Consider the following 23,172-nt stretch of genomic DNA (forward strand, 5'->3'; position numbering starts at 1 on the left):
TCTAATTAAACTACAATATGGAAGACGTAAAATCACCTTGTATACAAATATGTCGTGCCGACTCTAATGGCGTTTGTTTTGGTTGCAGAAGAACCAACGAAGAGGTTGGAGATTGGTCACTATATACCAACCAACAAAAGACCGAAGTTTTAGAAAAAGCAAGTAATAGAAGAAATGCTCCAGATACCCAAACGGGGGGATTTTTCAGATAAGAATAAATTTTAAACGTGTTCCTTACAAAATGGAACACGCTTTTTTTTACGCTTTATTATAGGGTATAGTGAAAAATACTGAGGTTCCTTTGTTGAGTTCCGAATTGAACCAAATTTTGCCTCCGAGTCTTTCAACATAACCTTTACAAATTGACAAACCAAGTCCAACGCCCTCGTACTTTCTTTGAGTTGAAGAATCAACTTGCTGAAAAGGTTTAAAAATGTTTGTTTGCATACTATCAGCTATTCCAATACCTGTATCCTTCACAAAAAATTCAATATTTTCGCCCTTTATTTCATAACCAAACAGCACCGAACCTGTTTTTGTAAACTTAATCGCATTAACAACTAAATTCCATAGAACTTGTTTTAATTTCACACCATCGGTAACGATACGACTATCTTCCTCAGCAAGGGATATATAAGATTCAAAAAGAAGTTGTTTTTCTAATGCTTTCTCTTCTAAGCCCATATACAAATGTTCTAATAGCTCGTTGATATTCAATGCTGTTTCATTTAATTCGATCTCTCCCAATTCAATATTTGAGAAATAACGAATATCATTAACAACCTCGAGTAACTTATTGGCACTACTAATAATATGTGTTGTATATTCTTTTAACTCTTCATTACTAAGTTCTGTATTATTAATTAAATTAGAAAAACCTAATATCCCATTCATAGGTGTTCTAATCTCATGAGATATGTTTTGTAAAAAAATCGATTTTAATTTTTCTTGAGCTCGAGTTTGTTCCAAAGTAAATTCCAACTTCTCATTCTGTATTTGGTACTGTTCATTTAAAGCCAAATACTCTTTATTTAATTTGATTAAATCTTCAATAGTAGCTAAACGCTGGATTTCGCTTGCAGCTCTATGAGCAAAAATCTCAAGAATAGTTGGGATCGAATTCTCTACAGATAAACTGTTCTTAAATAAACAAGCCAAAACACCGATATTTTTGTTCTTGTTGGTATAGAGTGGAATACCAATGTATCCTTGAATATTCATTTCCTGCAATAAAATATCTTCTGGAAATAAATCGGCAACACTTTTCGAGTAAGAACATGCTTCTTTACCATAAACATTTTCGCAAGGTGTTCCTAAATAATCATATTCTAAACTAGCGAGTAATTTATCCCCATTGCAAATAGAAAGTGTCTTTAATTGTGTAGTATTATTACCTTTAGGAACCGCAATCAAGACATAATCTGCTTTAAGAACTTTTGATATAATACAAACAAGAGCATTTAAGTAATCTTCACCAGAATAATGAGAAGTCGCATCGACAATCTCTCTCATACTTGATTCTGCAAGTTCTAAAATTTGTAATCGATTATTTTTCGACATAATAAAAGAATATAGACTAGTAAATTACGATTATTTTCTCAAAAAATAACATACTAAAAAAAAAACTGCTCGAGTTATCAAGCAGTTTTTAGACTATAATTTAAATCTCATTTATTTTAATTCTCGAGAGTAGTAAGTTCATGGTAACGAGTCGATTTCATCCCTAACGTTTCAAGCAAAGCTTGATCTTCATTAATTTCAACATTCCCTACTGTTAGAAGCTTATTCCCAAAGAAGATAGAATTTGCACCAGCCATAAAACAAAGAGCTTGTCCCTCTTTGCTATAATGTGTACGTCCAGCTGCAAATGCAATCACAGCTTTAGGCATTAGAATACGGGCGGTAGCTACTGCACGTACCATTTCAAAAATATCAACGACATCTTTACCATAAAATGGTGTTCCTTCAACTGGAACGAGAGCATTTAATGGTACATTATAAGGGTGTTTTTCCTGATTCGAAAGAGTACGAAGCATTTCAATACGATCCTCATCATCCTCTCCCATTCCTAGAATTCCTCCAGAACAGTAATTAATTCCTGCTTCCTGAAGATTTGCCAAAGTTTCCAATCGCTCAGCATAGGTTCTGGTTGTTGTAATGGTTGGGTAATGACGCTCCGATGTATCTAAATTGTGATTTACAGCAGTGATACCCAAATCAGCTAATTTCTTAGCTTTCTCTTTGTTGATCATTCCCATGGTGCAACACACTTCCAAGCCTAATTTCTTAACCTCAGTAATCATTTCAGCCATTTCGTTGAAACGATCATCACGGTTTCCATCACGGCCAGCAGAACTTAAACAAACACGCTTTACGCCATTTGCCTGTGCAATTTTGGCATCCGCAATAACCTGTTCCAAACTAAGTTTTTCAGGTTTTACATGAGTATCGTATCGAGCTGATTGAGCACAATACTTACAATCTTGAGAACAAGCACCAGTACGAACAGAGATCAACGTATTCATGTTCATCTTTGTAGAATCGTGGTATTGTCTATGAGTGTTAGAGGCACGGTTGACCAAGTCTAACAATGGCAGGTTGTAAATGTCTTTGACCTCTTCGTGGGTCCAGTTATTTCTAATATCAGTCATGATTCAATTCTTTTTTCGGTTAATAATTAATTTTTGGGTAGGATTAACAGACGAATAAAAGAACTGATCAGATTGTTTCTGATATTTCTTTCGTTCACCTACAGATTTACTTACAGTGCTGCAAATTAAATTTTGCAACAACAATAAAGCTTCACCATCAGGATCATCTTCGTCACATTTATCTCCACCCTTCTGAGGTTCGTACATAAAACCTGAAACACCAGCTTCCTGACTTGGAGTCATCATATTATAGCTTGCAGATATACAGGCGATTTTAATCTCCTGATTCATACTTGCAAATGCCGCATACGACTTTCTGCTCCAGTGTCTAAAAACCTGTAGTTCCTGATTCCGACCTCTTTGTAGGTTGTCAGTAAACATGTTTAAAAATTAAGATTTAGATATAAATTTTATGATACTTGCTTGATTCAATATATATATGAAAATCAAACTCATTATTATCAATTGATACTCTTCTGAGCCAGCCAAAGATATTATTTTTTGATTTGTTTTCCCAACTCATTGCTTGATATAGGTTGTAAAGCAGAGTTCATTATCGACTCAGTCCTCTATTTGTTATACTTTGCACACATATATTATTATTTTTGCCAACTGAACTCATAAGCCTTGCGACAAATACAGTCCTTAGCTTAATATATATATCTGAAAAGCCATGAAAAAGTTAAAGTCAATCATGTTTGTTGGTACAGGTTCCGATGTGGGTAAAAGCATGGTGAATACTGGATTTTGTCGGATTTTCAAGCAAGATGGTTACACGCCAGCTCCTTTTAAGGCACAAAACATGTCTTTAAATAGCTTTGCTACTCCTGAAGGTTTCGAAATTGGCCGTGCTCAAGCCGTACAGGCTGAAGCCTGCAAGTTGCCTTGCCATACCGATATGAACCCGATTTTGCTTAAACCAACCAATGACAAAAGTTCACAAGTAGTTTTAAATGGGAAACCAGTGGGAACACAAACGGCTGCTGAGTATTTCATGGGGAACAATAAGGCTGCACTTTTCACTGAAGCTATCAATGCTTTTAATCGATTAGAAAAACAGTATAATCCTATTGTACTGGAAGGTGCAGGTAGTATCTCTGAACTTAATCTAAAATCTAGAGATATCACTAATATGCGCATGGCCGTTGAAACAGATGCTGCAACATATTTGATTTCAGATATCGACAGAGGTGGTGTGTTTGCTAGCGTTTTTGGTAGTATTTACCTTTTGGATGATGTGGAGAGGAAACAAATTAAAGGTATTCTCATCAATAAATTCAGAGGAGACATCAAGCTTTTTGAAGAAGGAAGAACGATACTTGAGGACCTAACTGGCGTTCCAGTAATAGGAGTACTACCCTACTTTAGAGATATTCATATCGAAGAAGAAGATTCTGTGAGTTTGGAGGATAAGTTCAAAGAATCACATTCTAGTTTGATTAATATAGCTGTGATTCGTTTACCACGGATGGCAAATTTTACAGATTTTAGCGTTTTAGAACACGACCCCCGCGTTCACCTTTATTATACCGAGCGCCCTTCTGAGATTGAAAAAGCGGATATTATCATCATCCCTGGAAGTAAAAATACCATTTCAGACTTAGCTCATCTTAGAAAAATTGGCATTGCCAGTTCAATTGTTAGAGCTCAAAAGGAAGGTAAAAAGTTGGTAGGTATTTGTGGTGGATATCAAATAATGGGAGAAACTATTAGTGATCCTAATGGTATTGAGGGTGATTTACCTCTTATTTCCGGTCTAGCCCTACTGCCAATCAATACAGTTATCGAAGATAATAAAGTAACTGAACAGTGTCAGTTCAAGTTCAAAGATTATTCAGATACTTGTACGGGTTACGAGATTCATATGGGACAAACGACACTAAAGCATCCAGAGAATCACTTAAACAAATTAAGTAATGGCAAAGAAGATGGCTATTCCTTAAATGAAAACTGTTGGGGGTCCTACATTCATGGTATTCTTGATAATTCAGTTGTTATTCATGATTTACTGAAGGGTTTCGATACGGAGGATATCAATTTCGATTACAATCAGTTTAAGGAAGAACAATACGATAAATTAGCTGATGCCATTCGTGAGAATGTCAATATGGATTTAGTTTATCAGCACTTAAGCGAGTAATAAAAAAACCGAATTAGATTTCAAGTACAAAGACATTACATTATCAATACAATGCTTACTCATTCAAATCGCTATATCATTACAGGAGGGCCTGGTTCAGGAAAATCAAGCCTTCTAACTGCTCTTGTTAATCTGAACTATCAGGGTTTTGAGGAAATATCGAGAGTTATCATTCGTGAGCAACACGAAACTGGTGGAGATAGGGTTCCCTGGCAAAACTTAGCAGCTTTCGCCGAATTATGCTACGAACGTATGAGTGCACAATTAGAAGATTGCAAATCTGATTGCACATGCTTCTACGATCGTGGTTTACCAGATATAATTGCCTATATGCGAAGAGGTGGTTTAAGCGTAGCGGATAAGTACTTCGAAAAAGCCAAAGCTTATAATCAGAATGTGTTTCTGACGCCTCCCTGGCAGGAAATATTCGTAAATGATAGCGAGCGACCAGAATCATATAAGGACGCTGTAGAAATTTACAAATTTCTTAAGTTAACTTATACAGAATTAGGTTTCAACATTATTGAACTACCCAAAGTTTCCATAGAGGAACGAGTTGCATTTATTGAAAATATTCTGAAAGCGTGAGGATGTGAGGATGTGAGGATGTGAGGATGTGAGGATGTGAGGATGTGAGGATGTGAGGATGTGAGGATGTGAGGATGTGAAAATTAAAAATCTGCGTGGTTCTGCGAAATCTGCAGGAAATATTTTTGTCAGATAGTACTAAAAGTTAATTTATACCTCCAAAGAATTTTTCAAAGCTTGGTAAACGGCTTTAGCCAGTAATTCACCAAAAAGAACATGCTTGCCGCAATAATCAACCACTGGTCCCTTACCTGAGGCAACAGCACAAGAATCGGTTCCAGTTCCTGTAGCAATTTCACCACTTACAGGGCTTATTATATTCAGATCTTGCAAACAAGCCGACTTGGCTTCAGTTGCCATCATAATACACTCGATCATGCTATTAGGTGAAAGACTAGCATTCGTCAGAAGTATCATGTTAATTGTTCCAATTTTCTGACAGGCCTCATTCATAAATTGATAATCGGCTTTATCTCCAGCTCTACGAGCATTGGAAACTCCTGAGGTTAGAAATACTTCGATCCAAATACCTTGTTCTTCTAACTTAACTCGTCTAAAAGACGACATCAGTGCGGCAGTCATCATACCAACTGTCACACCTTTCCAGGTATTTCTATTTGCAATATTTAAGAGACTTATAGCCGGTTTCTCAAACTCTGTTTTCTCTCCTAAGAAATTAGCATCAACTTTGGTATTGAAGAAATGTGAGGCATGACAAAACCCACCATTCAAAACTGACGAACTCATCATACTGACAGGTTCGTCAAATTCCAAATGGAAAAATTGATCGTTTATATCAAACTTGAAATTCATCAACTTAGTTTATTCCTTTATACCTTGCTGAAAAGCGAATGCAACTGCAGCATTATATTTCTTAATGCCTCCCGATTTCTTAATCGCTTTATGAACTTTACGCTCGTTGTTGAAGTTGGCTGAAAAGTATTCCCACATGGGTTTCAACTTAGACAATAACTGAGTATCTCCACTTAAATAAGCTGTATACGAATTGTAGATTTCACCGTGCAACTTCTCTAATAAATCTAATCGCTCTTTGGCTGATGGAAGTTCCTCTCCTTTTATTTTTCTAGCTAAAAAGATATCTTTCAAGAGCCCTCGACCAATCATCATTTGCTCCAAATTTGGAAATTGCTCCAGTCGTTGCTGATAATCTTCTAGGCTACAAATATCTCCATTGTAAACAACAGGATGCTTCGATAATGAAAGTACTTTATCGAATGCTTCAAGGTTTACTTCTCCTTTGTATTGCTGTATCCCTAGGCGCGCATGAACAATGATCTCAGAAATTTTAAACTTATTAAGAACGCTTAATACTGGCTCTAACTCTTCTATTGAATCGTGACCAATACGCATCTTAACAGATAATTCAATTCGATCATCTAAACCTTCAGAAAGAACTTCTTCAATCAAATTTGGGAATGGCAATAAGCCTGATCCCTTACGCTTATTAACAAGCATAGGAAAAGGACAACCTAAATTCCAATTCATTTTTGTGTAACCTAAGCTAATTAGATGATCTCGAAAGAAAACAAATTCCTTAAGGCTATTTCCAATAAATTGAGGCACTAGGTTTTCTTCGATCTTAGGATCAATCTCCCTATGGTGAGACGATTTTAATTTATCCCCATTCTGGAGAACAAGAAAAGGGGTATAGAACTGATCTATGCCCCCAATATATTTTGCAAATGCTCTACGGAATACCAAGTCGGTAAAGCCCTGTAGAGGTGCTAAAGATAATTTCATATTTATACTATAATTTAATCTAACGTCCGAAACTGCATACACTAAGAAGTTGTTTGCGATGACGATAATAAGATAATCCATCATCGGTAGCAATGCTTTTTACAAAGCTATCTATCATGGTGTCGTAGATGGTTCCAAATTTGAAACGCTCTGGTGGATAAAGTTCTGGATTATGCATATCCTCAAGTCGAGACAAATACATTCGGCCAACAATCTCAGTGTTTAAATCTTCGCGATACATGCCTTGGGCAGTACCCTTTTCAACATTGATTTGAATCTTATCGAAGATAAAAGCCATTCTTTGATCCATATGCTTCTTATAAATCTCAGGAAAATGTTTTTCAAATTCCCTAGTTACAGATGGTGAAACATTCTCGAATCTATCATTAATCTCCTGACTAACAATAAAAAGGATATCAATAGCATTTTGACCTTCAAAATTATAATCTAGAAATATTTTCATAAAACTAGTTCTCTCGAATTCCAAAATTTTCTCAACAAGCTCTTCTTTTGAATTTACATATTTTGAAATTTCTTCTTTCGAAATACCAATTGTCTCCAACTTTTCTAAAGAAATATCTCCCATGCCTTCTTGCAAAAGAAACTTTCTTACCTTCTCAATCATCTGAACAAAAGCCTTATCCATAAGTCTACGAAATTAAAAATTAAAATTCAGATCTCAGATTTTCTTCTATTTCACAATTCACCTGACACTATAGAAATCCAAATCTTCTCTATGCTCTAAAAATACTTCTTTTTTCGTCAAGTAATATCAAAACAGGCTTATATTTAGTATCAATTACTATAATAATGAGATCAAGTTTAGGATGAACTTAATTCTAAAAATAATAAAAATGCGATTGAAGTTCAATCGCATTTTTATTAAAGAGTTAATAGCTATTCTGAAAATTCAAGACTTAATAACTATTTTTTAAGTTCTTCTTCAATAAGCTTCTTCATCGCTGAAAATTCCTCTTGATTAAATAAACGAGTCAAGTAAATTATTTTCCCTTCACGATTCAAGATAACATTACGTGTAATACCACTATTTTTCATAGCATATTGTTCAAATATCTTGCCTCCATCATCTAATGCTATTGGATATGTAATGCCAGTTGCATCAATTAATTTTTGAGCTTTCTCAATAGGCTCGTCACGATCAAGACCATAAAGAGCAAAGTCCTTGTTCTTATTAATTTGCCAGATTTCATTTTCGATAAACGGCATTTCCTTGCGACACACACCACACCAACTGGCTGTAAACTGCAACATCACCACTTTACCTCTTAGGTCAGATAGTTTAACTTTCTGCCCATCCATTAAGCTCATTTCAAAATCAGGAGCAATATCCCCTACATTTACAATATAGCCTCGATCCTGAACCTCTTGAGCCATTCCACTTATTACAATTCCCATAAGCAATATAAATACTAATACTAGTTTACGCATGATTTCTTATTCTTTCAATTAATCGGTCTGTTTAATATGGCATGCAAAATAGTAAGATTTTCTGTGAGACAATACTTCAAAAGTAATTTTAACAAGAACTTAAGATTTTGATTGATGAAAGAAATAAGCCGTTGGTAGGCATAAAAAAAGAGAGAAGTAAAATACTTCTCTCTTTTCTGTCGGGGTGGCAGGATTCGAACCTGCGACCTCCTCGTCCCAAACGAGGCGCGATGACCGGGCTACGCTACACCCCGAAAATTTAATTCCGGTATTTTAATGAAAGTTTATTCTCAAGAGAATAAAAGAAGAGAAGAATTAAATCTCTTCTTTGTCGGGGTGGCAGGATTCGAACCTGCGACCTCCTCGTCCCAAACGAGGCGCGATGACCGGGCTACGCTACACCCCGAAAATAAATTTCGGTACTTTCAATAACAATGAAGTTTTACAACTTCGGTAAATTTCTCGGTGTCGGGGTGGCAGGATTCGAACCTGCGACCTCCTCGTCCCAAACGAGGCGCGATGACCGGGCTACGCTACACCCCGAGAATTTAATTTCAATATGTCTGATAAAAAAAGAGAAGTTCTTCAACTTCTCTGTAATTTTCGGTGTCGGGGTGGCAGGATTCGAACCTGCGACCTCCTCGTCCCAAACGAGGCGCGATGACCGGGCTACGCTACACCCCGAAAATTAAAGTGAAAAGGTTGACCTTTTCACTTGGCATCTTTTCAGTTAAGAAAAGAAAGCGGAGAGAGGGGGATTCGAACCCCCGGTACCGTTACACAGTACGTCAGTTTAGCAAACTGGTGGATTAAGCCACTCTCCCACCTCTCCTGATTGCGGAAGCAAAAGTAGGCAAAAATTTGATCTGTGCAAATTTTATTTCCACTCAAGTCACAATATCCCTCCCTTTGGGATTATAGTAAATTATGAATCAATGAGATTGGTCCTTAAAAAAAAATTATTTTTTTTTCAAAAAAAAAGCTAAACACGTTCAAAGAACGCGTCTAGCCTTAATTCTATCATTTTATTTTTTTATTTTTTCTTACCCTTTGGTGCAGGTTTCGCAATATTTTCACGCATTGAAGTATCAGCTTCGATATTTTTCATGCGATAATAATCCATTACACCAAGATGACCACTACGGAAAGCTTCAGCCATAGCCAATGGAACTTCAGCTTCTGCTTCGATAACCTTGGCACGCATTGCCTGTGCAAGAGCTTTATTCTCTTGTTCTGTTGCAACAGCCATAGCTCGTCGTTCCTCTGCCCTAGCCTGAGCGATTTTTAAGTCCGCTTCTGCTTGATCGGTTTGTAAAACGGCACCAATATTCTTTCCTATATCAATATCTGCAATATCAATCGATAGAATTTCGAAAGCTGTTCCAGCATCCAAACCTTTCTCTAATACAACTCGAGAAATGAAATCTGGATTTTCAAGTACCGTTTTATGCGATGCTGAAGAACCAATTGATGATACGATACCTTCACCCACACGGGCTAAAACAGTTTCCTCTCCTGCTCCACCAACCAACTGGCGTATATTAGCACGTAGAGTTACTCTGGCCTTAGCGATTAACTGAATACCATCTTTTGATACTGCAGTTACTGGAGGTGTATTAATCACTTTAGGGATAACACTCATCTGAACCGCTTCATAAACATCACGACCAGCAAGATCAATAGCAGTAGCCATCCTAAAAGGTAGTTCGATGTTAGCTTTTGAAGCTGAAACTAAAGCATGAGTTACTTGCTCCACATGCCCACCAGCCAAGTGATGAGCTTCAAGGTCATCTCTTGTAATATGCAATCCGGCTTTGTGAGCCTCAATCATCGAGCGAACGATAACATTGGGTGGTACACGACGCCAACGCATAAATACGAGTTGAAGTAATGAAATTCGCACACCTGAAAGTAGGGCCGAAAACCAGAGTCCAACTGGAATGAAAATAAAAAGGATGTAGGTACCTACTCCTATTGCAACGATTAAAAATATTAATCCTCCAATTTGAATATCCATTTAATTTATTTTAAAGATTTTACAACAATAACTTTATCTACAATTTTAATCACCTCAATTGGTGTTTTTTCGTCAATATATACGCCTGTTGATTTAGCTTCAATAATATGATTTTTGATTCTCACTTGTCCCATTGGTGCAAGTCGAGATAAGCATATTCCCTCATCGCCTATAGCAACAAGATCATCTTCAAGCTTCTCTACTTTTGAATCAATTTCTGTTTTCAGCATGATTTTATTCCAAGTTCCCGATTTTAAAGCTAACCATAGAGCCAGCAAACTTAAAATTACAGATCCCAAGACGGTTAAATGTCCTATTACATTTCCATAATGCTGATAAGACAAATAGATACCACCGATCATCATCAAAATACCAGCAATACCAGCAACAGTAATCCCTGGTAAAACAAAAAATTCAAGTAGTATAAGAGCAACTCCTATAACAAGTAGGAGGGTAATAATAAAAATTGTCATCTTAGTATGCTGTTTTATTGATTTCGACACTTACTTTCAAGCCCATATCTTTTAACTTATCTCTCATGAGAGATAAATCTATTTTAACCCCAACTTTAAGCTCGCTTTTACCTTTATAATGGGTAATATATGCACATTGCTCAGCTTGATCAGAAGTATGCTCACAAACTTCTATTAAAGCATCAACAACATAATCGAAGCTGTGATCACTATCATTGTGTAAACAAAGTACATGTTCTGAATTCATCGTCTCTTTATTTTATCAAACGTATGGCGTCTTGAATTGAAATTCTCTTATTTCCCGTATAGGCCACAGTAAAAATATCTGTAAAACCTTCCTTATAGAGCTTTTTCTTTAATACACCTGCATCAGCAATTGAATCAAAATGCCCAATTGTACAAACTATTTTACCATTAGCTTGTTTTACCGCCGAGCTTCCAAAAGCTTTATATTTATTCATTAATGAACTAACCTTATCGGGTACACCATTGGCAAAAACGCCAATTTGAACTCGGAAATTAATATCACCTACTAAATCATCTTCAGTAAGCGGTTCTTTATCAACCTTCACGTCACTTTTAGCTTTAGTGACAGGTTCATTCGTTGGTTCTGTTTTCTTAATACTTGCCTGTAAGGATACTCGTTCCTGCCCGCTATATGCTACAGTAAAAGCATCAGAATAACCAGCATCTTGCAATTTCTGCTTTAAACTTGCCACCTCACCAAGAGACTTAAAGCGACCAATTGTACAAACAATCTTTCCATCAGATCGTTTCTCATAGAATGATCCAAAGGCTTGGTATTTCTCCATAGTTGTATTCAACTTTTCGGGAATTTCACCGGCAAAAACACCAATTTGAACACGATAAGTGACTTCCCCAGTAATTTCATTCGATAATTGAGGGGTAGAGCTCGAAGTTTGATTAGGTGAAACCTGATCAGTTATTGCAATAGCATCTTTCATGCTTGTTCTAATACCATTTTTATATACAACAATAAAGGCCGCTGGAAAAACAGTTTTAATTTGAGCTTTAAAGCTATTTGCCTTGGCATAAGTCCTATATGAACCCGTTAAATATCGGAATGACTTGCCTCCATCAACAATTTCCTCCTTAATAAAACCCATGCCTTTATAAAAGTCATTAGTCGGTCTCTTATCAAAGACAGCTACTTGAAAGCAATACTCATATTCGTAATCTAAATAACCACCTTCATCAACTTGAGGACTAAGCTCTAGTTCTGTGTCATCTTCAAAAGTTTGTGTTTTAACTTCCTTTACTAACACAGCATCTGCTCCCTTAGCTTTTGAGGCTTTCTGATTTTCAATCGCTTTTGATCCCCCTTTATATTCGGGAGTAGTCGTTTCTTGAGTTGCAGCCAAAATTAGTGTTGGTGCTTTCCCTGATGTTTGTTCTAAAACCAAAGCATGTTTTGCTTTCTGAGCTGCATTACTTTTCAAGTCAGAAGATCTTTGCTGTAAATCGAGAACTCTACGTTTAAATAGATCTTTATCTACTCCAGAATAAACACTTTGCTTGGTATATAAAAGACTGACTTCACGAGATAAACTATCGCTATTAAATTGATCATTTTTAGCCAAAACAAACAATTCCTTTGCCTGCTCAGAATTAAATTCAGATAATTTGTGATAAACCTTCTTCTTGCTAATTCTAAAATTAAAAAAAGGAAAATTATTGTAATTGTATTTTTTAGTGTAGCGTATTCCTGTTGAATCCTTCTCTTGAGAATGACGACGAATCAAAGTATTTGATTGCGTTAAAGTATCTGAAAATAAAACATTTCCATTGTCTAAAGCAATCATATTTTGATTGATTTCCACAACGTAACATTCATTCCCAACAGAACGAGAATAAGCAGAATATGAAAAAAACATCGTTAGAATCAACAAACAGATACAAGCTCGATTCATAGTATTCATTTAATTATATTATAATCAACACAATACCCTCTCTCATCAAACTCAGAAGGCTAAAATTACCATTAGGTAAGGTAACAATAATTTTCAAAAGAAAAATAAATATGCTCATAAGGATAAGGCACTTATATTTATTCAATTCCTATTAAAACCAAAATACATAAAGGGCAAAATCAAATTATTCATTTTCAAACTAATGAACTAACTACTAAACTGATTCAACTAATACAAAAAGAAACTCGCTGCTAGAATCGTGTCTTTTATAACACAAAACCAACAGCGAGTTTCAGTATTTTAATGTAGAACTAAACCTACTTCTTTAACCACTTATCTAACCAGCTAGCAAATTCACGCTGCCATAAGATACCATTCTGAACACCAAGCACCCAATGATTTTCTTCTGGAAAGTAAAGATATTTAGCAGGTATACCTCTCAAGCGTGCGGCATTAAACGCCTGCATACCTTGTGAAGCAACAATACGATAATCCTTTTCTCCATGAATCACCATGATTGGCGTATCCCATTTGTCAACAAAATTATGTGGCGAATTAGCGTAAGAACGCTGAGCAATCTTGTTCTTTTTATCCCAATAAGAACCTCCAAGATCCCAATTCACAAACCACATTTCCTCTGTTTCCAAATACTGAGCTTCAAGATTAAACATACCATCGTGAGCAATAAATGCTTTGAAACGTTTTTCGTGATGACCAGCTAACCAGAAAGTTGAAAACCCACCATAAGATGCACCAACGCAACCTAAACGGTCTTCATCAACATACTTTTCTGCTTTCACATTATCAATTGCCGAAAGATAATCCTTCATGTTCTGTCCGCCATAATCTCCTGAAATTTGCTCACACCATTCTTTACCAAAACCCGGTAATCCTCTACGGTTAGGAGCAACAATAACATAGTCGTTTGAAGCCATCATCTGGAAATTCCAACGGTAACTCCAAAATTGAGAAACAGTTCCTTGTGGTCCACCCTGGCAATAAAGAAGAGCTGGATATTTCTTATTCTCATCAAAATGAGGAGGCTTAATTACCCATACCAACATTTGCTTACCATCAGTCGTCTTCACCCATCTCTTTTCAACTGAACCCATGCTCAATTGATCAAGGATATGCTTGTTTATGAATGAAATCTCATCAGCATCACCCGTCTTCGCATCAACACTATACAACTCAGCAGGCTTACTCATAGATACACGCTTAGCAATCAACTTATCACCAACAGGATGTATTGATTGATAATTGTGAACACCTTCAGTAATTTTATTAATCTTACCATCGGCCATATCCATACGGTAAATCTCGTCAGTTGCATGCCAGTCCGAAATAAAGTAGATAGACTTACTATCCTTAGTCCAAGTTAAATGCTCTGCATTCTGATCGAAACCTTTAGTCATATAGGTTTTCTCACCAGTCTTCAAATCCATTACGAATAAACGAATCTGATCTGCTTCATAACCTTCACGCTCCATGCTTTCCCAAGCCATATATTTTCCATCAGGCGAAAAAGTCAGATTGTTGTCATAACCCATCATACCTTTGGTCATATTCTTAGTTTCTCCACTTTCCAGGTTATAGAAGTAGATATCTGTATTAGTAGAAAGACCATATTCCTGACCGTACTTCTTACGAGAAGAGTAAGCAATATTCTGGCCATCAACAGTCCAGTTTACTTGCTCAATACCACCCCAAGGACGAACAGGAGCTTCCCACTTTTCACCTTCCATAATATCCTTACCTGCTTTCAACGCAGTTCCTTTATTGAAATCAGCAACAAAAATATGAGTATAAGTTTCTACCCAATGATCCCAATGACGATAAAATTCGTCACCAATAACACGACCATTTGATTTTTGTAAATCAGGGTGCTTATCCTGTACATTTTCTTCAAGCTTTACCTCTTTTGAGAATAACACTTTCGATTCGTCTGGAGAAAACTTAAAATCGTTAATTCCATCTTCAATATCAGTCAACTGCTTACGACCTGTTCCATCAGGATTCATTTCCCAAACCTGAACCGATCCACTTTCAGCTGAAAGAAATGCTATCTGACCATCTTTAGTCCAACGCTCTCCCCATTCTTTACCTTTAGTATTGGTAATTTGAGTTGCTTCTCCTCCTGCAACTGGAAGTGTATAAAGATCTCTGTAAGATTTATTTTCTTCTTTATTAAAGTAAGTCACGCCATAAACTACTGTTTTTTCATCAGGCGAGATACTTTCTCCACCCATACGTCCAAACGACCACAAAACCTCTGGTGTCATGCGATCTGAAGCTAATTTGGTTTTTGGCGTACGGTAAGATTGATTATCCGTTTCGCTTTTTTTATCAGCAGTAGTCGCTTCTTGACATGACGACATTCCTGTGATTAGTGCCAAACCAATTAATAAATGTTTATTTTTCATTATTAACGTTGTTAGTGAGTTTTAATTTGCCTCGTAAAATTATAACAAAAATACGATTAAATTAATTTGTCTCATTATTTTGATCTAAACCGAAGCATACAATAAAAGAAAAGGTTCTCAATTTAAATTGAGAACCCTTATATTCTAATAAAGCTTATATATATATTTCCTTAGAATTAGTTTTCCTTAGGCGCATTAATAGCTTCAACAATTTTAGCTTCCAACTCTTCAGCCAGCTCTACATTATCAGAAATCAAACGCTTAACAGCCTCACGACCTTGACCAAGCTTCACCTCACCATAAGAGAACCATGATCCACTTTTCTTGATAATATTGTAGTCAACTCCAAGATCAACAATTTCACCTGTTTTAGAGATTCCCTGACCATACATGATATCAAATTCAGCTTTACGGAAAGGAGGTGCAACCTTATTTTTCACAACCTTAACACGTGTACGGTTACCTTGAATATCATCACCATCTTTAATCTGACCAATACGACGAATATCCAAACGAACCGATGCGTAAAATTTAAGTGCATTACCACCAGTTGTAGTTTCTGGATTCCCGAACATCACACCAATTTTTTCACGCAACTGATTAATAAACATACAAGTTGTATTCGTCTTACTGATATTCCCAGTAAGCTTACGCAAAGCTTGTGACATCAAACGAGCTTGTAATCCCATCTTAGATTCACCCATTTCACCTTCAATTTCCGCCTTAGGCGTTAAAGCTGCAACAGAGTCAATCACAACCAAATCAACAGCTGATGAACGAATTAACTGATCAGCAATCTCAAGAGCTTGCTCACCGTTATCTGGTTGAGAAATCAATAAATTCTCAATATCTACACCTAAATTTTCAGCATAAAAACGATCGAAAGCATGCTCAGCATCGATAAAAGCGGCTATACCACCAGCTTTCTGAACTTCAGCCATAGCGTGAATTGCTAATGTTGTCTTTCCTGATGATTCAGGTCCATAAATTTCGATAACACGTCCCTGAGGATAACCACCCACTCCCAAAGCCATATTCAACGAAAGTGAACCCGATGAAATAGCTGGCAAATCAACTACAGCCTCATCACCCATTCTCATGATAGCACCTTTACCGTAGGTTTTATCAATTTTATCCATGGTTAACTGTAGTGCTTTCAGCTTTTCCTTATTAATGTCTGCAATATCTTTAGTTGCCATATCTATATGTATTATAAATTTTTAAAATTGAATATTCAATTCTGTTAAAATCTGATTGGTATGATCTTTCGTTTTAACCTTTTTAAAGATCTTTTCAATCACCCCATCTCCTGAAATAATAAATGTTGATCGCAAAACACCATCGTAAACTTTACCATAGAGTTTCTTCTCTCCCCAAGCACCATAAGCTTGTAGCATTTCCTTTTCAGTATCAGCAATCAAATTAAAAGCCAAATCATATTTGGCAATAAATTTCTGATGCTTTCCAGCTTCATCTGGACTCACGCCTATAACCTCGAAACCATGCTTTGTTAGTTCATCGTAATTTTCGTTCAAATTACACGACTCTGCAGTACATCCGGGCGTATTATCTTTAGGGTAAAAGTATAGAATCAATCTTTTCCCCTTAAAATCAGATAATTTCAAAACTTTACCATCTTGATTTACACCAGAGAATTCTGGGGCTTTATCGCCTTCTTTTAGTTCTATCATTTTGAAAAATTGAATTACAAATATACCATTAAAAATAGATTAGCCTTTAATATTTGAGCACAAGAAATCTAAAAAAATAACACATCTCAATCGTCTAATCCAGCTCGCTTTTGACATCCTAATAACAAAAGCTGCATGAAGATAAAGAAAATCATCAGTTATCATCAAATAATTATGAACAAAAGTTGCACTAAACTTCTTGTTTTCAGACAAAAGAAATGTTGAAAAACAGAAAAGTTATTTCTAAATTGCAATCGATGTAATCCTAAATCTTTTGCTACATTTACGCACGCAAATTAAGGTGAATCTTTATTACACAAACACTAAAATTTTTACAAGAATATGGCAACCGAAAAGTTTGTTTCCCGTCACATTGGACCTCGCAATGGGGATATTAAAACAATGTTGGAAACTGTTGGCGCATCCTCGTTAGATGCCCTAATTGAAGAAACAATCCCTTCTGATATTCGTTTAACTAAAGCTTTGGATCTTCCAGAAGCTTTAACTGAAAATGAATATCTAGCGAAAATAAAAGGTATTGCTGCTAAAAATAAATTATTCAGAACATTTATTGGTCAAGGCTATTATGACACGATCACTCCTCCAGTGATTCTTCGCAATGTATTGGAAAATCCAGGGTGGTATACACCTTATACTCCATACCAAGCTGAAGTTTCTCAAGGAAGATTGGAAGCTCTTTTGAACTTTCAAACTGTAGTGTTGGATCTAACCAAGATGGATTTGGCAAATAGCTCTCTTCTTGATGAAGCAACTGCTGTAGGCGAAACCATGTATATGATGCATAGTTTACGTTCAAGAGCAAAGAAAAAGGCTAATGCCAATATTCTTTTTGTTGACGAAAACATTTTTGCTCAAACACTAGATGTACTTGTTACTCGTTCGAAGCCTCTAGGCATTGAACTTGTTGTTGGTGATTACAAAACTTTCGAATTTACTGATGCAGTATTCGGATCTATCATCCAATATCCTGCTGCCAATGGTAGTGTTGAAGATTACACGGAATTCGTAGAGAAAGCGCACGGAACTGATGCATTAGTTGCTGTTGCTGCCGATCTTATGAGTTTAGCTTTACTTACTGCTCCTGGAGAGTGGGGAGCTGATATCGTTGTAGGTTCTTCTCAGCGTTTTGGTGTTCCTATGGGATATGGTGGTCCTCACGCAGCTTTCATGGCTTGTCGTGAAGCTTACAAACGTACTATTCCCGGACGTATCATTGGTGTAACCAAAGATGCTCAAGGCAACCCAGCACTTCGTTTAGCTCTTCAAACACGAGAGCAGCATATCAAACGTGAAAAAGCAACATCAAATATCTGTACAGCTCAGGCTCTTTTAGCTACAATGGCTGGCTTTTACGCGACTTATCACGGACAAAAAGGAATCAAACGTATTGCTACGCATATTCACTCAGCAGCTGGTTTCCTTTCTGAAGGATTAAAAGCATTGGGTTACACTCAAAATATCGAGAACTATTTCGATACACTTGAGATTGTATTACCTGCTGGTGTTTCAATGGACGCAATTCGTACTGCAGCTCTTGAGAAAGAGATGAACTTCCGATATATCAATGATACAACTATTGGTATTTCTACTGATGAGAAGATTAGCGATGCAGAATTAAATGCGATTCTAAATATTTTCGCAAAAGCAGCTAACAAAGCTGAAGTTGTTCTAACAGCAATGGAAGAGAAGCTATTTTTCGATGAGAAATTAGCTCGTAAAAGCGAATACCTTACATTAGATGTATTCAACCGCTACCATTCTGAAACAGCAATGATGCGTTACATCAAAAACCTTGAGAAAAAAGATATCGGACTAAACACTTCGATGATCTCTTTAGGTTCTTGTACTATGAAATTGAATGCTGCTGCTGAAATGCTTCCTCTTAGTTGGCCTGAATTTGGTGGACTTCACCCATTCATTCCGATTAATCAAGCTGATGGTTATACTCAAATTATAACTGAACTTGAGCAATGGTTATCTGTAATCACAGGTTTTTCTGGATGCACACTACAGCCTAATTCTGGTGCTGCTGGTGAGTACACGGGTTTATTAGTTATTCGTGAATACCATATTTCTCGTGGCGAAGGTCATAGAAATGTAGTATTGATTCCTGCTTCGGCTCACGGTACTAACCCAGCTACAGTAACAATGGCTGGTATGAAAGTAGTCGTTGTTAAGTGTGATGAAAAAGGTAATGTTGATTTCGAAGACCTAAAAGCTAAAGCTGAGAAGCATAAGGATAATTTATGTGCATACATGATTACCTACCCTTCTACACATGGTGTATTCGAAACAGGTATCAAAGAAATGATGAACTTGATTCACGAAAATGGTGGACAGGTTTATATGGATGGTGCTAATATGAATGCTCAAGTTGGATTAACAAACCCAGGTGCTATTGGCGCTGACGTTTGTCACTTGAACTTACATAAAACATTTGCTATTCCTCACGGTGGTGGTGGTCCTGGAGTTGGTCCTATTGGTGTTGCTGAACACTTGGTTCAATTCTTACCTTCACACAAAGTGATTGAAACTGGTGGTAAAAATGCTATTACTGCTGTAGCTGCTGCTCCTTTCGGATCGGCTAGTGTATTGCCTATTACTTACGGCTATATCGCTATGTTGGGTACCGACGGTTTAGAGGAAGTTACTAAGATGGCTATCCTAAATGCTAACTACCTTGCTTCTTCATTCGAAAAACTTGGTTTCAAGATTCTTTACAAAGGAGATAAAGGTCGTGTAGGTCACGAAATGATTTTCGACTGTAGAGAGTTTAATAAAACTGTTGGTATTACTGATGGTGATATTGCGAAGCGTTTGATGGACTACGGTTTCCACGCGCCTACTCTTTCTTTCCCAGTTCACGGGACACTTATGGTAGAGCCTACTGAAAGTGAGCCACTAGAAGAACTTGATCGTTTCGTTGAAGCATTGGCTCGAATCAATGGCGAAATGAAGGAAATTGAAGATGGTGTTGCTGATGCTCAGGACAACGTTCTTAAGCACGCTCCACATACTCATATGGTATTAACTGCTGATGAGTGGAACCATTCATATTCACGTAAGAAAGCAGCTTACCCATTGAAATGGGTGGCTGACAATAAGTTCTGGCCATCAGTATCTCGTGTTGACGATGCTCATGGAGATAGAAACTTAATGTGTACTTGTGAACCTCTTGAAAACTATATCGAAGAGCATGTTGAAGTAGAATAATTTCTATGACAACACAATTCATATAATCAGAAGCCTCGAAGCACTGTTTCGAGGCTTCTATTTTTATTATAATCGAACTTAATTTTCCTCTTTATTGAGGGCTTTAAGTTTCTCAGAAAAAACAACAAAGCAAGCTTATTGATTTATAAAAATAAATCCTTACTTTTGCCAAATTAATAGTTCATACAATAACAATTTAATTTTAAGTACTATGTATTTATCAGCAGAAAAAAAACAAGAGCTTTTCGAACAATACGGAAAGTCTAATAAAGACACTGGGGCTGCAGAATCTCAGATCGCTTTATTTTCTTACCGTATTGCCCACTTAACAGAGCATTTAAAGAAAAATAGAAAAGATTACAGTACCCAACGTGCGCTGCAATTACTAGTAGGTAAAAGAAGAAGCCTATTGGATTACTTAAAAGCAAAAGATATTGAAAGATACCGTGCTATTATTTTGGCATTAAAAATGCGTAAGTAATATCTTATAATATTAGCAATCCTGAGCAATCGGGATTGCTTTTTTTATTTAAGAATGGTAACATCTAGCCTTATCCGAATATAAGTTTGAATAAAACTACAAATGATGAATGTAATCGAAAAAACAATTGAATTAGGTGATGGAAGGTCCATCACAATTGAAACAGGTAAATTAGCAAAACAAGCTGATGGAGCTGTTGTAGTAAAAATGGGTAAGACCATGTTGTTAGCTACTGTAGTATCTGCAAAAAATGCAAAGCAAGATGTTGACTTTTTGCCTTTGTCAGTAGACTACAAAGAGAAATATGCTGCACTAGGTCGTTTCCCTGGTGGATTCATGAAAAGAGAAGGTCGTCCTTCTGACTATGAAATTTTAGTATGTCGTCTTGTGGATCGTGCCCTACGTCCATTATTCCCTTCAGATTATCACGCTGATACATTCGTATCAATTAGCTTGATTTCTGTTGATGCAAACGACATGCCTGATGCCCTTGCTGGTCTTGCAGCTTCTGCAGCTATTGCAGTATCTGACATTCCATTCCTTGAGCCTATTTCTGAGGTTCGTGTGGCTAGAGTCAATGGCGAATTCATGATTAATCCAACTCGCGAGAATTTAGCTCTTGCTGATATGGAAATTATGGTTGCTGCAACCATGGATAATATCATGATGGTTGAAGGTGAGATGCACGAAGTTTCGGAAGCAGAAATGCTTGAAGCTATCAAAGTGGCTCACGAAGCAATTAAAATCCAATGTCAAGCTCAAGTTGAATTAGCTGAAGCGGTTGGAAACACAACTAAAAGAGTTTATTGTCACGAAGAAAGCGATGAAGAACTTCGCCAGTTAATCGCTGACAAAACTTATGCAAAAGTATTAGAAGTTGCAAGACTTCAAAACCCTAACAAACACGAACGTTCAGCTTCATTTGCAGCTGTAAAAGAAGAGTTTGTTGCTGAATACTCAGAAGGCAAAGATGCTTCAGAGGTTAACATGAGCCTAATCGGACGCTATTTCCACGATGTGGAAAAAGATGCTATTCGCGAAATGGTTCTTGAAGATAAGGTTCGTTTAGATGGTCGTAAGACTGACGAGATTCGTCCTATCTGGTCTGAGATTGATTACCTTCCAAATGCTCACGGTTCTGCTGTGTTTACTCGTGGCGAAACTCAATCTTTAACTTCAGTAACATTAGGTACTAAGTTAGATGAGAAGATGATTGATGATGTACTTTTCCGTGGAAAAGAGAAATTTACACTTCACTATAACTTCCCTCCTTTCTCAACGGGTGATGCTCGTCCTTCTCGTGGACTTTCTCGTCGTGAGGTTGGTCATGGTAACCTAGCACATCGTGCTCTTAAAAATATGCTTCCTGATGAGTGTCCTTATGCAATTCGTATTGTTTCGGATATTCTTGAGTCAAACGGATCGTCTTCAATGGCTACTGTTTGTGCAGGTACATTAGCACTTATGGATTCAGGTATCCAAATGAAGAAACCAGTTTCGGGTATCGCAATGGGACTCATCTCTACTGAAGGTGCTGAGAAATATGCTATTCTTTCGGATATTCTAGGTGATGAAGATCACTTGGGTGATATGGACTTTAAAGTAACAGGTACTAGAGATGGTATTACTGCGACTCAAATGGACATTAAAGTAGACGGACTTCCTTATGAAGTGTTAGAGCAAGCATTGATGCAAGCTCGCGCAGGTCGTCTTCATATCTTAGATAAGATTGCTGAGACTATCGAAGCTCCAAGAGAAGATCTTAAAGATCACGCTCCAAGAATTGTATCCCTAGTTATTCCTAAGGAAATGATTGGTGCTGTAATCGGACCCGGTGGTAAGATTATTCAAGAGATTCAAGAAACTTCAGGTGCGGTTATCGTTATCGAAGAAGTTGACGGAAAAGGTCATGTTGATATTTCAGCTAATAACAGAGAAGCAATTGATATTGCATTAGGTCGTATCAAAGGTATCACTGCAGTTCCTGAAGTAGGAACAATTTACAAAGGAAAAGTGAAGTCGATTGTTGCTTTTGGTGCTTTCGTTGAAGTTCTTCCTGGTAAAGATGGTTTACTTCATATTTCTGAAATCGAGCACCGTAGACTAAATACAGTTGACGAAGTGTTGAAAGAAGGAGATATTGTTGAAGTACAACTTATCGGTATCGATCCTAAGACAGGTAAATTGAAACTTTCAAGAAAAGCTTTATTACCAAAACCAGAGAAAAACTAGAAATTCACTCTAGTCTACTATAAAAGAAAAGCCCGATTCACATCGGGCTTTTTTCATATCTAATGATCAGAGTTTGATCAATAATATTTTAATTGGTTGAC

Annotated in this window: 20 protein-coding genes and 5 tRNA genes; 6 read left to right on the forward strand and 19 right to left on the reverse strand. The window is 36.8% G+C overall.

Annotated elements, in window-relative coordinates:
• Positions 1-17 precede the first annotated feature (17 nt).
• A complete protein-coding gene (locus tag ACXR6G_RS19220; protein WP_458363078.1) occupies positions 18-212 on the forward strand; it encodes a DUF1289 domain-containing protein in 195 nt (64 codons plus the stop codon).
• A gap of 46 nt (positions 213-258) precedes the next feature.
• Here ACXR6G_RS19220 and ACXR6G_RS19225 read toward each other — a convergent pair whose 3' ends face one another.
• From ACXR6G_RS19225 to ACXR6G_RS19235, 3 genes are all read right to left on the reverse strand, one after another.
• A complete protein-coding gene (locus ACXR6G_RS19225; protein ID WP_458363079.1) occupies positions 259-1,560 on the reverse strand; it encodes a sensor histidine kinase in 1,302 nt (433 codons plus the stop codon).
• A gap of 116 nt (positions 1,561-1,676) precedes the next feature.
• The gene (gene bioB / locus ACXR6G_RS19230) at positions 1,677-2,651 is read right to left on the reverse strand and encodes a biotin synthase BioB (RefSeq protein WP_458363080.1); all 975 of its coding nucleotides are present in this window, start codon (positions 2,649-2,651) and stop codon (positions 1,677-1,679) included.
• Positions 2,652-2,654: 3 nt separating this feature from the next.
• Positions 2,655-3,032 (reverse strand): hypothetical protein, encoded by a 378-nt coding sequence (locus ACXR6G_RS19235; protein ID WP_458363081.1) that lies wholly within the window; start codon positions 3,030-3,032, stop codon positions 2,655-2,657.
• Positions 3,033-3,324: 292 nt separating this feature from the next.
• On the opposite strand from ACXR6G_RS19235, the gene ACXR6G_RS19240 reads away from it, so the two are divergent.
• Together ACXR6G_RS19240 and ACXR6G_RS19245 are read left to right on the forward strand one after the other, a co-directional pair.
• Positions 3,325-4,791 carry a cobyric acid synthase gene (locus tag ACXR6G_RS19240; RefSeq protein WP_458363082.1) on the forward strand — a complete coding sequence of 489 codons (1,467 nt, stop codon included), beginning with the start codon at positions 3,325-3,327 and terminating at the stop codon, positions 4,789-4,791.
• 51 nt (positions 4,792-4,842) lie between these two features.
• Positions 4,843-5,379 (forward strand): AAA family ATPase, encoded by a 537-nt coding sequence (locus ACXR6G_RS19245; RefSeq protein ID WP_458363083.1) that lies wholly within the window; start codon positions 4,843-4,845, stop codon positions 5,377-5,379.
• A gap of 150 nt (positions 5,380-5,529) precedes the next feature.
• On the opposite strand, the gene ACXR6G_RS19250 is transcribed toward ACXR6G_RS19245, so the two are convergent.
• From ACXR6G_RS19250 to bcp, 16 genes are all read right to left on the reverse strand, one after another.
• On the reverse strand, positions 5,530-6,192 hold the full coding sequence (locus ACXR6G_RS19250; RefSeq protein ID WP_458363084.1) for an adenosylcobinamide amidohydrolase: 663 nt from the start codon (positions 6,190-6,192) through the stop codon (positions 5,530-5,532).
• 9 nt (positions 6,193-6,201) lie between these two features.
• Positions 6,202-7,140 carry a tRNA-dihydrouridine synthase gene (locus ACXR6G_RS19255; RefSeq protein ID WP_458363085.1) on the reverse strand — a complete coding sequence of 313 codons (939 nt, stop codon included), beginning with the start codon at positions 7,138-7,140 and terminating at the stop codon, positions 6,202-6,204.
• A 19-nt stretch (positions 7,141-7,159) separates the two neighbouring features.
• Positions 7,160-7,786, reverse strand: a complete 627-nt coding sequence (locus ACXR6G_RS19260; protein ID WP_458363086.1) for a hypothetical protein — start codon at positions 7,784-7,786, stop codon at positions 7,160-7,162.
• A gap of 278 nt (positions 7,787-8,064) precedes the next feature.
• Complete coding sequence (locus tag ACXR6G_RS19265; RefSeq protein WP_458363087.1) at positions 8,065-8,589, reverse strand: TlpA family protein disulfide reductase; 525 nt, start codon at positions 8,587-8,589, stop codon at positions 8,065-8,067.
• A 179-nt stretch (positions 8,590-8,768) separates the two neighbouring features.
• A tRNA-Pro gene (locus tag ACXR6G_RS19270) sits at positions 8,769-8,843 on the reverse strand.
• A gap of 77 nt (positions 8,844-8,920) precedes the next feature.
• Positions 8,921-8,995, reverse strand: a tRNA-Pro gene (locus ACXR6G_RS19275).
• 62 nt (positions 8,996-9,057) lie between these two features.
• Positions 9,058-9,132, reverse strand: a tRNA-Pro gene (locus ACXR6G_RS19280).
• Positions 9,133-9,198: 66 nt separating this feature from the next.
• A tRNA-Pro gene (locus tag ACXR6G_RS19285) sits at positions 9,199-9,273 on the reverse strand.
• 60 nt (positions 9,274-9,333) lie between these two features.
• Positions 9,334-9,421, reverse strand: a tRNA-Ser gene (locus ACXR6G_RS19290).
• 201 nt (positions 9,422-9,622) lie between these two features.
• Positions 9,623-10,606, reverse strand: a complete 984-nt coding sequence (floA, locus tag ACXR6G_RS19295) for a flotillin-like protein FloA (RefSeq protein ID WP_458363088.1) — start codon at positions 10,604-10,606, stop codon at positions 9,623-9,625.
• Positions 10,607-10,611: 5 nt separating this feature from the next.
• The gene (locus tag ACXR6G_RS19300) at positions 10,612-11,079 is read right to left on the reverse strand and encodes an NfeD family protein (RefSeq protein WP_458363089.1); all 468 of its coding nucleotides are present in this window, start codon (positions 11,077-11,079) and stop codon (positions 10,612-10,614) included.
• 1 nt (position 11,080) lies between these two features.
• A complete protein-coding gene (locus ACXR6G_RS19305; RefSeq protein ID WP_458363090.1) occupies positions 11,081-11,326 on the reverse strand; it encodes an ATP-dependent Clp protease adaptor ClpS in 246 nt (81 codons plus the stop codon).
• 7 nt (positions 11,327-11,333) lie between these two features.
• Positions 11,334-13,019: a hypothetical protein gene (locus ACXR6G_RS19310; protein ID WP_458363091.1), complete on the reverse strand. Its 1,686-nt coding sequence runs from the start codon at positions 13,017-13,019 to the stop codon at positions 11,334-11,336.
• 308 nt (positions 13,020-13,327) lie between these two features.
• Positions 13,328-15,433, reverse strand: a complete 2,106-nt coding sequence (locus tag ACXR6G_RS19315) for an alpha/beta fold hydrolase (protein WP_458363092.1) — start codon at positions 15,431-15,433, stop codon at positions 13,328-13,330.
• A 176-nt stretch (positions 15,434-15,609) separates the two neighbouring features.
• A complete protein-coding gene (gene recA, locus ACXR6G_RS19320; RefSeq protein ID WP_458363093.1) occupies positions 15,610-16,632 on the reverse strand; it encodes a recombinase RecA in 1,023 nt (340 codons plus the stop codon).
• Positions 16,633-16,653: 21 nt separating this feature from the next.
• On the reverse strand, positions 16,654-17,124 hold the full coding sequence (bcp, locus tag ACXR6G_RS19325; RefSeq protein WP_458363094.1) for a thioredoxin-dependent thiol peroxidase: 471 nt from the start codon (positions 17,122-17,124) through the stop codon (positions 16,654-16,656).
• A 342-nt stretch (positions 17,125-17,466) separates the two neighbouring features.
• On the opposite strand from bcp, the gene gcvP reads away from it, so the two are divergent.
• From gcvP to pnp, 3 genes are all read left to right on the forward strand, one after another.
• Complete coding sequence (gene gcvP, locus ACXR6G_RS19330; RefSeq protein WP_458363095.1) at positions 17,467-20,358, forward strand: aminomethyl-transferring glycine dehydrogenase; 2,892 nt, start codon at positions 17,467-17,469, stop codon at positions 20,356-20,358.
• Positions 20,359-20,569: 211 nt separating this feature from the next.
• A complete protein-coding gene (rpsO, locus tag ACXR6G_RS19335; protein ID WP_458363096.1) occupies positions 20,570-20,839 on the forward strand; it encodes a 30S ribosomal protein S15 in 270 nt (89 codons plus the stop codon).
• A 105-nt stretch (positions 20,840-20,944) separates the two neighbouring features.
• Positions 20,945-23,071, forward strand: a complete 2,127-nt coding sequence (gene pnp, locus ACXR6G_RS19340) for a polyribonucleotide nucleotidyltransferase (RefSeq protein WP_458363097.1) — start codon at positions 20,945-20,947, stop codon at positions 23,069-23,071.
• The last annotated feature ends 101 nt before the right edge of the window (positions 23,072-23,172 follow it).

It is taken from the genome of Ancylomarina sp. YFZ004 (genome assembly GCF_054254355.1).